This is a genomic window from Teredinibacter purpureus, assembly GCF_014217335.1.
Taxonomy (GTDB): domain Bacteria; phylum Pseudomonadota; class Gammaproteobacteria; order Pseudomonadales; family Cellvibrionaceae; genus Teredinibacter; species Teredinibacter purpureus.
On sequence record NZ_CP060092.1, the window covers coordinates 2,058,922 to 2,073,041 of the forward strand.

Annotated in this window: 13 protein-coding genes; 11 read left to right on the top strand and 2 right to left on the bottom strand. The window is 45.0% G+C overall.

Features of this window, described 5'->3' with window-relative positions; genetic code table 11:
• The first annotated feature begins 533 nt into the window (after positions 1 to 533).
• The 7 genes from H5647_RS08765 (at position 534) to H5647_RS08795 (ending at position 7,868) form a co-directional block, all read left to right on the top strand.
• Positions 534 to 1,133 carry a GspH/FimT family pseudopilin gene (locus H5647_RS08765; protein WP_045857939.1) on the top strand — a complete coding sequence of 200 codons (600 nt, stop codon included), beginning with the start codon at positions 534 to 536 and terminating at the stop codon, positions 1,131 to 1,133.
• Positions 1,124 to 1,642, top strand: coding sequence for a type IV pilus modification protein PilV (gene pilV / locus H5647_RS08770; protein ID WP_045857941.1), 519 nt, complete (start codon positions 1,124 to 1,126; stop codon positions 1,640 to 1,642). Before H5647_RS08765 ends, pilV begins: the two co-directional genes overlap by 10 nt.
• Entirely contained in the window at positions 1,620 to 2,798 is a 1,179-nt protein-coding gene (locus tag H5647_RS08775) for a PilW family protein (protein ID WP_082087011.1), read from the top strand. Before pilV ends, H5647_RS08775 begins: the two co-directional genes overlap by 23 nt.
• On the top strand, positions 2,798 to 3,334 hold the full coding sequence (locus H5647_RS08780) for a pilus assembly PilX family protein (RefSeq protein ID WP_236074845.1): 537 nt from the start codon (positions 2,798 to 2,800) through the stop codon (positions 3,332 to 3,334). Before H5647_RS08775 ends, H5647_RS08780 begins: the two co-directional genes overlap by 1 nt.
• A 61-nt stretch (positions 3,335 to 3,395) precedes the next feature.
• Complete coding sequence (locus H5647_RS08785; protein WP_052691956.1) at positions 3,396 to 7,133, top strand: pilus assembly protein; 3,738 nt, start codon at positions 3,396 to 3,398, stop codon at positions 7,131 to 7,133.
• Between the two features lie 5 nt (positions 7,134 to 7,138).
• Entirely contained in the window at positions 7,139 to 7,444 is a 306-nt protein-coding gene (locus tag H5647_RS08790; RefSeq protein WP_045857943.1) for a hypothetical protein, read from the top strand.
• A gap of 10 nt (positions 7,445 to 7,454) precedes the next feature.
• On the top strand, positions 7,455 to 7,868 hold the full coding sequence (locus tag H5647_RS08795) for a type IV pilin protein (protein WP_045857944.1): 414 nt from the start codon (positions 7,455 to 7,457) through the stop codon (positions 7,866 to 7,868).
• A gap of 246 nt (positions 7,869 to 8,114) precedes the next feature.
• Here H5647_RS08795 and H5647_RS08800 read toward each other — a convergent pair whose 3' ends face one another.
• Complete coding sequence (locus H5647_RS08800) at positions 8,115 to 8,399, bottom strand: CYTH domain-containing protein (protein WP_052691958.1); 285 nt, start codon at positions 8,397 to 8,399, stop codon at positions 8,115 to 8,117.
• A gap of 15 nt (positions 8,400 to 8,414) precedes the next feature.
• The gene (locus H5647_RS08805; RefSeq protein WP_045857945.1) at positions 8,415 to 9,398 is read right to left on the bottom strand and encodes a CHAD domain-containing protein; all 984 of its coding nucleotides are present in this window, start codon (positions 9,396 to 9,398) and stop codon (positions 8,415 to 8,417) included.
• Between the two features lie 246 nt (positions 9,399 to 9,644).
• Between H5647_RS08805 and H5647_RS08810 the strand changes: the two genes are divergently transcribed.
• The 4 genes from H5647_RS08810 (at position 9,645) to H5647_RS08825 (ending at position 14,022) form a co-directional block, all read left to right on the top strand.
• A complete protein-coding gene (locus H5647_RS08810; protein WP_045857946.1) occupies positions 9,645 to 10,517 on the top strand; it encodes an SMP-30/gluconolactonase/LRE family protein in 873 nt (290 codons plus the stop codon).
• A gap of 1,100 nt (positions 10,518 to 11,617) precedes the next feature.
• Entirely contained in the window at positions 11,618 to 12,376 is a 759-nt protein-coding gene (locus H5647_RS08815; RefSeq protein ID WP_045857947.1) for a hypothetical protein, read from the top strand.
• Positions 12,377 to 12,953: 577 nt separating this feature from the next.
• A complete protein-coding gene (locus H5647_RS08820) occupies positions 12,954 to 13,451 on the top strand; it encodes a GNAT family N-acetyltransferase (protein ID WP_045856764.1) in 498 nt (165 codons plus the stop codon).
• A gap of 142 nt (positions 13,452 to 13,593) precedes the next feature.
• On the top strand, positions 13,594 to 14,022 hold the full coding sequence (locus H5647_RS08825; protein ID WP_045857949.1) for a hypothetical protein: 429 nt from the start codon (positions 13,594 to 13,596) through the stop codon (positions 14,020 to 14,022).
• Positions 14,023 to 14,120 lie beyond the last annotated feature (98 nt).

A 14,120-nucleotide genomic window follows, 5' to 3' on the forward strand; every position in this document is an offset into this window, starting at 1 on the left:
ACATTTAAAACGCCGAATGGCGTTACTCACCACAGCCCGTTGAATATGTAGTTGTTATAGGAAACGACGGGTTTTGTGGGTTTTATGTCGAATGCCTCCTGCCGACGTTCGTGCGGCCGTGGTCCAAAACACGGGTTTTCCTTCCCTTTTTCGCCCTCAAACGTGTGTAAGTTGCTATTTATTTCGCACGCCTATTCTCAAATACAAACCGCTTATCGTACTTTCTATCGCTGATATGGCTATGGTTGTGTCGTCAATACCCCAGTAGCGTGTAAAAAAAGTGGCCACATCACAGTTTTATGTCGAACCACGTCCGTCTATTGTTTCAGTTTTTATATCAAAAAAAACGTGTTTATGCGATTGAGTTTTATCGACTCGTTATAGCTCCGCCTAAACCTCTAACGTTGTAAGCGTCATCGCCGTATACACCAATATCTTACCGTTAGTCCTAAGCCTTTGGCAGAGTGTGTGCCGCGTTGCTAATGTCATTACTAGGAATTAACGAGAACTGTTCTTTGTAGGCAAATTTACGTATGGAAAAAACAACAGGTCAACGTCGGTCGCTTATACCGGTTAATAAAAGCCTTGGTTTTAGTCTTGTTGAACTTATGGTAGTGCTTGCCATTGCCGCGATGTTGCTGGTCGTAGCAACACCGGGTTTTATGGACACGTCGGCAAAATCGATAGTGCGTGCAGGCGTAACGGAATTGGCCTCCGATCTTGCGTATGCGCGAAGCTCGGCAATAACGCGTTCTACCTCTGTCTCCATTTGCCCTAGCGATGAAGAGAGTAGCCCTCGGGAATGTAACGATGGCGATTGGGTTGATGGCTGGCTAATTTTTTATGACACAGACGAAGATGGCAATCTAGATGCCGGTGAAGAGGTCGCGCGTGTTGGGTCTTCTATGAATGCGCGCTTAGCGATAACAGTCGATAACACGGTAACCTTTAATCGTCGTGGTGGTAAAACCAATGTCTCCGAATTTGTATTTTGTATCGACGAAGATACGGGCGATTTTAATACGCGCTCTATAGTAGTGAATGTAGGAGGGCTTGTACGCGGTTCCCGCGATACAGATGAAGATGGTATTCACAATAGCGGCGAAAGCGGAGGCAATCTGGCATGTCCTTAATCGGGGTACGACGTTATTCCTTACAAAAACAATGTGGTTTTTCAATGGTGGAAATTTTAATTTCATTTATTGTTCTGGCCGCAGGGCTATTGGGTATTGCATCCATTCAGAAAAAAGGTGTGGATAATAATCACGCCGCGTATTTGCGTACGCAAGCGGTATCGTTAGCGCAAGACATGACCAGCCGTGTTCGTTCAAATACTGCGGGTTTTGAGGCCGGTAATTACAATAGGCCCAACAGTAGTTATAACGCCAATTGTTTAGGTGCCGGCTGTACGGCGGCACAAATGGCGAGTCACGATAGTTTCGAATGGTCATCCGAATTGGCGTTAGTCTTGCCGATAGGCGAAGGCATAGTGTGTGTCGATTCGTCACCCGATGACGGGGACAATTTGGCGTCACCAGCGTGCGACGGTGCAGGAAGCGAACTCGTTATAAAAATCTGGTGGGATGCCATTCCAAAAGACGGGGAGGTCGATCAGCGCTATGCCATTACATTCAGCATTTAGAGTGAAAAAATCTTGTACTTTACAGACGTTTGGTGGCGTTAAAACCACAGGTTTAACGCTTATCGAATTACTGGTATCGATGGCCATTGGTGCGATCATTTTATCGGGCAGTGTAGTGGTTTACGTAGACCAACTACAAACGTCTCGTCAGTTAACGTCTTTTTCCACGTTACAGGAATCTGGCCGAGTGGCGTTAGATATTATTGAACACGATATTCGAATGTCGGGCTTTACCGGTTGCTTTAGTACAAACGAGGAATTAAACAATACGCTGGTCACTACGTATCCTGCGTCATTTCAGCCAGAACAAGGCATACAAGGCTGGGAGGCGAAGGATACTGAACCAGGAAAAGCGATCGATAACATTCTAACGTCTACAGCACTAGTTAGAACCACCAATGGTGACTGGACAACCAGCGGCGGTAATAGTTTAGATGAACTTAGTGTGGTACCCAATTCAGATATTATTCGCGTATGGGGTGCGGGCGAGAGCGATATTCTGGTGAATAATTTGGTTGTCGGTACGCCCAATACGTTTACGGTATCGGTCGACGACGACATTGATGACGATGCCATCCTGATGTTAAGTGATTGTGAAAGTGTCGACATCGTACAAGCGTGTGCCGTTTCAACCTCTGGTACCACAAAAACGGTCACGTTAAATACCAGTTGTTCACCCGGCAATAACGCGGCCATCGCTATTGAAACGAAGGCGCTTCAAAACCCCACCGTAACCGCGCTGCGAGGTACGGCTTACTTGGTTAGTAAACAGAACAACCTCGCGATAAATCCTCCCTCGCTATTTCGGGCAGAGCTCGACCCAGACGGTGGCGGTATCGGCGAAATGCAAGAAGTCGTACAGGGCGTAGAAAGTTTACAAATTTTGTATGGCGAGAATTTGGATGATGACAATTTCAAAAGTGCAGACGCCTACGTTACAGCAAACAACGTTAGCGACTGGCGAAATGTGGTGAGTGTTCGCGTAACCCTTTTACTGCAAAGCGTGGACGACAATCTGGCTAGCGGCGTTCTGCCTTATGTTTTTAACGGTGTGAACTACGACGGCCAGGAAGGTAATCCGTCTGCCTCCGATAATCGTTTGCGCCGTGTGTTTTCCAGAACAATCACGTTGCGAAACCGTACTCTAGGAAGCTAATGATGATGACACCTCCATTACACTCGAATCAACAAGGCGTAACGCTAGCAGTCACGCTTATATTTCTATTTGTATTGTTTATTGTGGGCGTTTCTGCGGTTAAAACTTCATTGGTAGAAGAGAAAATGACGGCCAATTTACGTGATCGACATATAGCGTTTGAGGCTGGCGAATCGGCATTAAAAACAGCGGAAAACTGGTTAGACGCTATGCTCGATTATCCCACACCCAGTAGTGCAGGTACCTACGATATGTGGTTGTTAGGGACGTTGGGCTCAGGAAAATGGTGGAAGACAAATACCGCTGAATGGTGGGTAGATAAAAGTACCGCCTCGGATACTAACAGTATGCAATATGCGGCGCCGCGTTATTTGGTGGAAGAGCGGGCTTTTGTTCAAAGTGGTGAAAATTTAATTATTGGTTCTGGTGAGAACAAACAAGGTAAATATTATTACCAAGTGACATCTCGCGGGCATGGTGGTAGTGCCGATACAAAGGTGCATTTACGCTCAACTTTTATTAAACGTTTCGATTAGAAAGGCCGTGTGGCACTTTCAAAATTATGCATCGAATATTAGCGGTGCGGGATGGTAAATTATGAACAGTTTTAATCGTGTTTTAGTTAGCTTCGTTACGGGTAGTATGGTGCTTTATGGCGCGGCTTCTACTGTAGTAGCGGCAGAACTGGAATTGGCTGATGAACCATTATTTCTTGGCATTAGTACGGACCCCAATGTGTTTTTCGAACTAGACGACTCGGGGTCAATGGACTGGACTATATTAACAATTCCTTATTATCACTCATGCCAATACGACCGCGATTCACCTGGCTCAACGGGTGATTATAATTGTTCAACAAGCATCCGTAACGATGGATTGTGGCGATCTTATGGTAATGGCAGCTTTCGCTCTTACTACTACATGTTTGATGCAAGTGACAACGCTTACGCAACGGGGTGTGGCTTTTATGATTACTCCTATAACGTAAAAGATTGTGGTTTTACCGATGTATTTTCTAACGATTGGCGTGGAGGGTCGTCGAGCTTTAATGTTGTTTATTACAACCCAACCGTAACTTACAGCCCGTGGGCGGGTACAGGGTTAACTGATGCGAGTTTTACTGCCGCTAGAAGTGATCCACAACCTGCTGTTGCTGCGGTCTCGGCGCAAGCGGAGACGAACTCTCAAGTAGCCATTCCTGCGCAGTCTGCAAGGGGCCAAACCTACGGTTATACCGACACCCAAAACCTCGAAGATTTTGTGTACTACATCTGGGAAGATTCTCATGGTTTTGACGACGATGACGATTACCCTAAACGTGGGTCCAATATCAATCGAACCACTGGCGCCAATGGCTGGGTGGACCTTTGGGATAACTACTATAAATATACCGTTAAGGCGGGAAGTGTCGAGTGGGAAAAAGTCGAGTGGACGATAAATGCTAGCTCGGGATCAATGTCTGAAAATATTGTTGCTTCGGGTTCCTTTAGCGGCACGAGTACAGACCCTAATGTTACACCGGCTTTAACTACCGCTAAAATCCAACAGAATATCGCAAATTGGTACTCCTATTCGCGACGACGTTCGTATGTGGTTAAGGGCGCGGTAGGTGCCGTTGTTAGTGGATCGCCCTCCTTTCGCTTTGGGCAAACGGTTATCAATGAGTCGAGCACATTATTTAACGAAGTACCTCCCGCCGATGTCACCAAATACAGTGGCTATAATCAAGATCTATTGAACGACCTCTATAGCTTTAACTGGCCTGCCCGAGGCACACCTCTACGCAAAGGTTTAGAAAAAGCCGGTGAATATATTTCAGGAAATTTATCGGGTAAAGCCGACCCCATCATTCAGAGTTGCCAGCAGAATTTTACGGTATTATTTACCGACGGTTATTGGAATGGTTATAGCCCTTCTTCTACGATTGATGACCGAGACGGGGATGGCCGAAAAATTACAGTTGCAGATGTTGCCCGTTATTATTACGACCACGATTTGGATACAAACTTAAGCGATAATGTTGTGCCTAATGTTGCCGACCCTGCTGAATATCAGCACATGGTAACCTTTCCTGTTGCGTTTGGTGTAACGGGTGACTTAGTGGACACAGACTCCCCAGAAGATGGATGGCCAAACCCCGTGTTAACGGAATCGAATACGTGGGGTGATAACCCCGCCAGTTATAATTCCGGAAAAATCGATGATCTTTGGCATGCCGCTTACAATAGTCGCGGTGAATATGTTGCCGCTCAAACGCCGGAAGAAGTGTTGTCCAGCCTTACTGCGGCTTTAAGTGAAATTTCTAGCCGAGATGCTGCGTCGGCTTCTGTCGCCACCAGTACCGGCCAAATCTCCTCTAGTACCGCTGTCTTTCAGGCGCAGTTTAACAGCGGTGATTGGTCTGGGCGATTATATTCTTTTCCGTTAAAGGCCGATGACAGTGTCGATATTTTGAACCCCAATTGGCAGGCTGGTACTGTGCTCGATGGATTAAATTTTGATACTGGTCGCGCAATTATTTCTAACAATGGCACTACCGGTATCACGTTTCGTTTTCCCAGTGATTACGCAACGCTAAGCGCATCTGATTTTACCCATGCGCAGTTAAGCGAATTATTGGTAGATGCGCCCTATTCGTTGGCGACTGGAGACACAACAGAAAAAAGTGCAAACCAGGCCTTTGGCGAATCACTTATTAATTATCTCCGAGGTGATAGAAGTAACGAAGGCGTTTCGGCCGGCGATTTTCGGCCACGATCGTCCGTATTGGGTGATATTGTCGATTCGGACCCTAAATATGTGTCACAACCAAGCTTTTTCTATCCAGAGACACTGGAGTCTTCAAGCTATTCGTCATTTCGTAAAACCCACGAAAATCGAAAAGCGATGGTGTACGTGGGCGCAAACGACGGGATGTTACACGCGTTCGATGCTGCCAACGGCAAAGAGCTAATGTCTTATGTACCGTCAACGATACTAGGGGAATTACACGCGCTAACCGATCCGGCCTATTTCCATAAGTTTTTTGTGAATGCGGCGCCTACGATAGTCGACGCGCATTTTTCCGGGAGCTGGCACACCGTATTGGCGGGCGCTCTTGGGCGTGGTGGCCAAGGGGTATTTGGTCTTGATGTGACCAACCCAGCCGGGTTTAGCGAAGCGAACGCCGCCTCCATATTTTTGTGGGAATTTGATGACACCGATGATGCAGATATGGGCTATTCCTATAGCGAGCCGTCTATTGCCAAAATGGCAAATGGCAAGTGGGTAGCGGTATTTGGTAATGGGTACAACAATACTGAAGCCGACGGCGCCGCGAGCACAACAGGGAATTCAGTGCTGTACATTGTTGATCTTGGTACGGGTGCCGTTATTAAAAAAATTGATACGGGCGTAGGCAGTGCTACCACGCCCAATGGTATGGCTACGCCGGCGTTAGTCGATGTGGATAACGATTATGTTGTCGATTACATTTATGCCGGAGATCTATACGGCAATATGTGGAAATTTGATGTAACCGATACAAACAGCACAAACTGGGATGTTGCGTGGGTGAGCGGGACTACGAAAAAGCCGTTATTTGCAACAGCAACCGGTCAAGCGATAACCACGCGGCCAGCCGTTGGCTTGCATCCAGACGAAGATGGTCAAATGATATATTTCGGTACAGGAAAATATATCGAGACTGACGATAATAATTCACTGGGTGAACCAGACCAAAGCTTCTACGGTATCTGGGACCAGAACGAGTCAGTCGCAACGGGTTTACCTGTGATATCGAGCGATCTTTTATTACAAACAATTGATTATGAATTCTCGACCACACTTGAAGGCAATACGTACAACTTGCGCATTACGAGCGATGAGACCATTGATTGGCAAACACACGAAGGCTGGCGTATCGATTTAGTGAATCGGAATAACTCACCTGTAGACAACCAAGGCGAACGACAAGTGTCGGAAGCAATACTGCGCAACGGACGTATTATTTTTCCAACAAACTTACCCAGTGATACCCCGTGTACTCCCGGCGGCACCAGTTGGCTAATGGAGTTAGACGCGCGAGACGGAAGCCGCTTAGATGAAACACCGTTCGATCTCAATGGCGATGGCATTTTCAGTGAGCTGGATTACACCTATGGCGTTGAAAGTATTCCTGATGTACCAGCATCGGGCATTCAATCGGACGAGGGTATCATTAGTACGCCCGGCATATTGCGAGATAAAAACCGAGAAGTGAAGTATTTAAGTGGTTCAACCGGTGCGATATCCAACTTTTCCGAAAGTACGGGCGCGCAGAATATTGGTAGACAATCATGGCGAGAGCTGGAGTGATAACAATGAAACGATTACTGCTAACCCTAATCATCGCGGTGTCGAGCACCGCATGGGCGCAAAGTATTTTTACGGGCACCGTTGAAATGGTGCAGCAAGAGGGCGAAAAAATTGTTATTGACGGGAGCGAATACCGCATAACCGGCGACGCGCTAATTATGATCGGTCACGTAAAGATCAGTCTCGATAGCCTAAGGCCTGGGCATGTCGTTCGTTACCAGCTGGATACCGAAGCAATCGGTAAACGAACAATTAAAACGATTGACTTGCAAGTCTCGAAAGACGATGCAGAAAAAATACTTAGCCATTAAGGACGCTTGTATGAATTCCGAAAAAGGCTTCACCATTACTGAACTTATGATCGTACTCGTTATTATTGGTGTACTCAGCAGTATCGCAATACCGGCGTATCGTGGCAGTGTACTAAAAACAAATCGTGCAGAAGGGATTGAAGCGCTGATAGAGGCCGCGCAAAACCAAGAGGTTCTGTATTCTCAAACGAATCGATATTCGACAAATGCAAAGCCGTTTATTCCTGTGGAGGCGACTATTACAACGGAAAATGGTTACTATACGATTTCAGTAGCGAATGGCGCCTGTGGTACCAATGCGTGTTATACCGCAACCGCGACCGCTATTAGTACACAAGTGCAAGACACTACATGCCTTACCTTGAGCATAGATAACTTAGGCAGTAAAACGTCTACGCCCACGGGAAATTCTTGCTGGCGTTAAGGTTTGGGTTTAGCAGGGTTTTAAACCGTCTTACGGCTATGGAGACAATAGGCTTTAAAACAGCGTTACGTTTTCTCTAGAGTGGCTAGCTGCGAATTTTTAAAGTGATGGTCGGTTGTTATTTCTCTTATGCAAAAGGGTGGCGGTGAAAATTGATGCGCAGCCGCTTCATTGGGAAATTCTGCCTCTAATACCGTTAAGCCATCGAGAGCGCCGGTGTAAACATCTATATCACATGCTTGGTTGTTAATTATTACGCGATAGCGTTTTTTTTTCAACGCGTTTTGATTGAGTGAAGGGCCAAAGAATATTAAAAATATTCTGGCTAATAGGTTCTTCTGTTTCTTCGCGTACCAAGCCGCTACCCATTTTTTGAGTGAGTAGATGCTCGTCACCTATTTTTCTTACCCGTAATTCATTCTTCCCTTCAATGAATAAATATCCCTGCGAAATAACCTGTAACGATACGCCCTCAAAAATGCCTTCTGGGAGAGTGTCGATTAAAAACTTTCGTTCAATTTCGTAGTTCACGGTAATGCTAGCGCTCTATAGGTGGGTTAGATCGTTGAAGGCCTGGTGCTCCGCTGGCGAACAGAACGCGGTTAATATCGGAATAATATTATCTTTTCCAAGATTTTTTTTACGCGTTAGGCTTTCGATAAGAGCGAGGGTTGCCACTCGTTCATTTCGACAGGTTGTTGTGTTAATGCGTGCCTCAAGAGCGGTCACTTGTACCGAGTAATCATTGAAATCACCTAGAACAGTCTGCAGTGATTTTAGCGTTTCAATCAATGGTTCTATATCACTTCGTGCAAACAGCTCAGTAAAAAATTCCAGTAGATAACGCAAGCGCTTACAGTCAATACGCAGCTTGTGAATCTCTTCATCCGTGGTATTGTCAGTCATGGTATTGGCTTTAGTGTAGATTCGAACGTGGCTTTTGCGTAAAGATTTTTTTGCGGTGAGTAATATTGGCCGCTCAGAATACTTGCTTGCGGTGTGGGTTGTTTGCAAGCAACGTATTTCGATCTCGTTACAGATTACATCATAGACAGGGTGGCGAATGCTGGCGACCACATTCTGATGCTCGCGTGTGCGTTCTACCTTAATGTTTCGAAATAACGCATCCATACCCGCTTTATATTGCAACGGTACTAGATTTCGGTATTTTTTTTCATTTAACAAAAAAACATCTAGATCGCGTAGCGCATTGGTGGATGACGAAAATTGAGATAAATGTTGCCTAAAATAACGCTCATCGCATGGGGAAAAACACTTTTTAGTGGATTTGAGTAGAGAGCGAAGTTTTCGAAACGATACGCGGTAACGGTGTAAAAATGTCGTTGCAGCATCGTTCACAATGCCGCTCTCGTGCGCGCGGGCATAGGTGAACTGCGTTTTGACAATAGCGAGAAGAGAGGCCTGACTCGTGGCCGATGGATGCAAACCGAAGCCATTATCATCCGCACGCGTATTGAGTAGTGGTCGCGTTGTAGGGGTTATTGGAGGCTCGTGTTTCATTTGGCTCATAAGGCTATTCTTGGTGTGATTCTGGCCATAGGTGTGCTCTAGTGCCAGCTACTCGAAGACCAGAGGGCAGCGGAGGCTTCCCCTTAAAACCTTCTGCCTTTAAACTGGCGGCTTTAGCGTTGCCCTCGAGTTGTTTGGAGGGCTATATAGGTAAACAATTATGCCGTGATTACTGTTAAGGGGTCTACGGTTTGTTGACGGTTTGTGGCGTGAAAATGCCTGCCGAAATCAAAAGAGAGCAAGTTTATGAGAAACGTCGAAGTTGCATTGAAAGTAAAGGCCAAACTAGGCGAGTGCCCGCGTTGGGACGAGCGTACCCAGCGGCTGTATTGGGTTGATATTAACGCGTGTCAGTTACACCGCTTAGACCCTGCAACAGGGCGAGATGAATTCATTACTTTCGATGAAGAAATCGGCTGTTTCGCGCTACGAGAAGACGATAAAGGTTTTATAGTGGGCATGAAGTCGGGTTTTCACCTATTAGAGGGGTGGTCGCCCGTGCTACACGCAATTATAGACCCAGAAGCCGAACTCGAGCATAACCGTTTTAACGATGGTCGTTGCGATGCCGCCGGGCGTTTTATTGCGGGATCTGTTTACCCGCCAAAAGATCACGATGGTGCAAACCTGTGGTCGCTGGATACAGACGGCACCACGACTAAACTAGCCGATGGGTTGCTCACATCCAATGGTGCTGGGTTTAGCCCAGACAATAAAACGTTCTATTTTTCAGATACCCCTAAGCACGTTATTTATCGCTGCGATTACACCCTTGAAACCGGCAAAATTGGCAAGCCTACTATTTTTCACCAATTTGAATTTGGCAATGGTCGGCCAGATGGTGCAGCGGTGGATGCAGAAGGTTTTTATTGGACGGCCTTGTACGAAGGCGGTCGCATCGCGCGTTTAAACCCCGCTGGCGAGATTGTGGAAGAAGTGGCGGTTCCGGCTAAATGCCCAACGATGGTGGCTTTTGGTGGTGACGATTTAAAAACACTTTACATCACGAGTGTCGGTAATCGCCTACAAGAAGAATTGCAACAGTATCCAAATTCAGGCGCGGTTTTTAAAGTGCGTGTCGATGTACCGGGTTTGGTCGAGCATCGCAGCGCGCTTTAACGAACGGAAAAAAATGAGCAGCCATCATTTTTTTTGATGGCTGCTATCTTCCTATATAATTTCAACGATATTAGGCCATTATCCCTTCGAAAAAATCTCCACGAACCGTTAGGCGACCGGCTAAGCTTCCGTCGGGTTAGAATAATGCTATTGCCAGAGGCTCTTTCGGCGGCTTATTACATAAAGGTATTAGGAAGCATCATTATACGTTATCAGCAAAAACAGCGACGCACCTTAAAGCGCACGCCCCCCCCTTTATATCCATAGGAGCAGTGTTAAGTGTGCCCTCATGGTTTAGCCTTAGAGGCCGCTTAGGTTATGCGTCTTCTGGTCATTAAGCACAAGTCGATGCTAGATTTACGCCGTAAAGAAAATGAATACCAATAAACGGCTTATAATGGTTGGTTTCAAGTGCCACTAGGCTAGCGTTACCTTAACGGCGTACTCTTGCAGCGTGTGCCCTAGCATTAAGCGACGTTTAGATCGTTTAACGTGTGAGACTCTGCGGTTTAAGTCTTCAATATTCGATGGCGGTGAGTACAAAATACGACATAGGCTCTGATATTAATCCAAAATATTTTAGCCAAGAGTAAAATACGGTCTTCAACCTCTGCCTGCGGTACTCATCAGTCAACGTAGCTAATTAGAGACTGTTGCTAATTCGTCAAGTAATTTACAGTATCCTAAGATGAGGCTAAAAATACCATTTTGGGTGCAATGTAAGTATGGAGGTTGTCTCGCTCGGGTATTGAACGTTGCCGAAACTCTAATTCAATGCGGAAGGCTTTGGCTAAAAGGCTTTAGAATTTGTCTTGGGAGGAGCGGAGTTGATGTCACAATATTTCGAGTGCGCCCCTGCTTAGAATAAAGATAGCGCCTGTGATATTTATCACAAAAATACCTATATGAGAGCGATGTATAATAAAAGCCTGTTATGGAGTCGAAAATCACTCTCAATTTACGAACTTTCGCGTCGTACTGACATATATCCACGCTGTATAAATACTATTGCTCTATGCCTAGATTTAGGTATATAAGTATAAATGTTGTGGAAATGCGTCTTAACGACGTTGAATAAACTGTTAAATTCTAAGGCAGCTATGAAATACTTTTTATTATTAACTTTGTTCGTATCTCAGCTTACAGTTGCACAGAGTATCGATGAAACGCTGAGTGGCTGGGGGCTTTCCAAATACCCGATTGAAAAAATATTGGCTCTAAAAGCAAATGACCTAAAATCATCCAGTGATGATAGAGTTATGTGGGATCGTCATATCCTTTCAAAGGAAGATGGTAAGCTTAAGCTGCGTATTGAAGATAGTTATCGTTACAATATCGAGTCAAAAATTGACGATGTATTGTACTCTTCACAAGATAAAGGGGAGTTCGGTGGCGAATTGGGTGCGACCATCGACGGGGTCTATAAAAAGCTTATGGACGGAAACGTTCGCGAACTAATTCGATACGGTAACAGCCTTTATGTGGTTGAGGGGTTAGGTCACCTAGGTTTATCGCGCGGCAGCGTGTATCTAATTGAGGATGTAACTGAGCCAAAAACCCCAAAAAGAGTTACGCTATTGCCTGAGGCTCCTGCGGCGGCGCTATTATCGGAAAATGGAAATTTGATTATTGCCGGAGACCGTGGAGTCTATTCAATTTCAGAGGGCTATTTTAGTAGCTTAAATATTTTGTACTGGGATGCATTTTGGTCACGTATATTTTTGTGGGGTCCAACGAGTATCGTGGAATACGAAGGAAAATATCTTATTGGTTTACCGCAAGGAGTGGCTGTGCTTGAGGCTTCTATTTATGGCCAACCAAAAATTGCTTTATACATGAAAAAAGAATTTAACAAGTAAAGCCAGCAGGACGCCGCAAGCGGCGCCGCTGCTTTAGGCGTTAGGCATCAATAGCTATGAGCTGGGAATCACATCCATATAAAAACCGAAAGAACTTAATTGAGCTTGTGTTCCAATACCCTGTATGGATTATTCTTTATGGGTCAGGCCTCATATTTCCCTTTGTCGGATTTACGTGGCTAATCTATGGTTTGGGCTGGTACATAAGCCCAAAGTTATATCCTCTGCCTCATTCGGCCTTGTTTGAATTAATTGCCGAATATTTAATTTGGGTAAGAACGAGCTCTAATTACTCGTATCTAAAGAAGAAATTAATCATAGTTATATTGTCAATGGTATGTGTTGTTGTCATTCCATTGGTGTTTATTTTTTACTTTCAGTTTCTTTTTGGCTTGTGGTTCGGAGATCAATTGTATTGGTACAAACAGTTAGTAGGAGGTTAATGCCTAACAATGCCCATCAGGCTCGCCCGCAAGCGGGCTGGACCTCCGTTTCGGCGCTTGTTTTGCGGTTGTCGCTTACGCTACCGCAAAACATTCGCCTCCACTGCGGCCCCTGTGGGCGGCGTTAGGTATCTATGATAAATATCCTTGAACTTCAACCAGACGATAATGAACACTATAGAAGACTGTGGCTGTCTGGAATTACAGAACATCCAGAGTTTTTCCGCATCGCCCTTGAAGATGATCCAGATCCTATAATTCCTACAAAATTTAATTCATTTAGTTTTACATTAGGAGCTTTCTTTGAAAATAACTTGGTTGGAGTGGTAAGTTTTGAGCGTGACCCTCGCTATAAATTACTTCATAAAGCACTAATTTTTCGCATGTTTGTTCATCCTACTGCTGCAGGTCAAGGTATTGGTAAAGCTCTACTTCAAAGAGTTTTATCAATTGCAGCAAAATTGCCTGAGCTAAGGTATTTGTATTTAACTGTACTTGCTTCTAATGAGCGGGCAATAGGACTTTACTCATCTTTAAATTTTAAAGAGTTTGCTCGTGAAATTGGTGGCGTTAATATAAGTGGGCACTTCATTGATGAATTACAAATGGCTCATCAGCTGGCCAATACCTAACAAGTCGTTGCAGCACCGCTCCGGCACTTCGTGCCTGCGCTGGACAGTTTTTAAGTCGCGGTTTTGTGGTTTTGCTGCGCAAAAGTGTTCCACAAAACCACAACTTAAAAACTGCCGCTGAACTCGGCGTTATGGCTCTAGTATGAAGAATTTACTATTTATAATCGTCGCTTTTTTTTCTCATGGCTCTTATTCGGAAGAGCTTCGATTGGGCGATTTTACTCTTTCGATGAGTAAAGATCAGATTCTCGATAAAAAAGGGGAGCCTATCGAAAGAATCGAGCAGGCAGATTTGATAACTGACATATTCAAATACATAGATATAGATTTTTATTTTTCAGGCGAAAGTTTGATTGGTGCATACTCAGAAAAAGAAGGTGTGTGTGCCAACAACAATATATGCGTTGGCGTTAGGATGGGATCAGCTAGTGAGGTGTGGGGTAAAGCTTACCCTAAAATTATGCAGGGAAAAGAATATTTGGAATTCTATAAACCTGGTGAATTCAGTTGTTGGTATCGTATTGGTGGTAAAGATAAAATTAAGAGTATTGAAATTGCCTGCCAGCCATAACAAGGCGTGCCAGCTGACATTTTGGTCGGCGCTTCGTTTTGTGTATGGCTACGCCATGTTACACAAAACTTCACACCAACCAAAATGCAGCTGCACTT

Coding starts and splice junctions, on each gene's coding strand:
- H5647_RS08780 (WP_236074845.1), top strand. CDS start 2,798: ATGATGATGACACCTCCATTACACTCGAATCAACAAGGCGTAACGCTA.
- H5647_RS08815 (WP_045857947.1), top strand. CDS start 11,618: ATGAAATACTTTTTATTATTAACTTTGTTCGTATCTCAGCTTACAGTT.
- H5647_RS08820 (WP_045856764.1), top strand. CDS start 12,954: ATGATAAATATCCTTGAACTTCAACCAGACGATAATGAACACTATAGA.
- H5647_RS08785 (WP_052691956.1), top strand. CDS start 3,396: ATGAACAGTTTTAATCGTGTTTTAGTTAGCTTCGTTACGGGTAGTATG.
- pilV (WP_045857941.1), top strand. CDS start 1,124: ATGTCCTTAATCGGGGTACGACGTTATTCCTTACAAAAACAATGTGGT.
- H5647_RS08790 (WP_045857943.1), top strand. CDS start 7,139: ATGAAACGATTACTGCTAACCCTAATCATCGCGGTGTCGAGCACCGCA.
- H5647_RS08825 (WP_045857949.1), top strand. CDS start 13,594: ATGAAGAATTTACTATTTATAATCGTCGCTTTTTTTTCTCATGGCTCT.
- H5647_RS08805 (WP_045857945.1), bottom strand. CDS start 9,398: ATGAGCCAAATGAAACACGAGCCTCCAATAACCCCTACAACGCGACCA.
- H5647_RS08795 (WP_045857944.1), top strand. CDS start 7,455: ATGAATTCCGAAAAAGGCTTCACCATTACTGAACTTATGATCGTACTC.
- H5647_RS08810 (WP_045857946.1), top strand. CDS start 9,645: ATGAGAAACGTCGAAGTTGCATTGAAAGTAAAGGCCAAACTAGGCGAG.
- H5647_RS08765 (WP_045857939.1), top strand. CDS start 534: ATGGAAAAAACAACAGGTCAACGTCGGTCGCTTATACCGGTTAATAAA.
- H5647_RS08775 (WP_082087011.1), top strand. CDS start 1,620: ATGCCATTACATTCAGCATTTAGAGTGAAAAAATCTTGTACTTTACAG.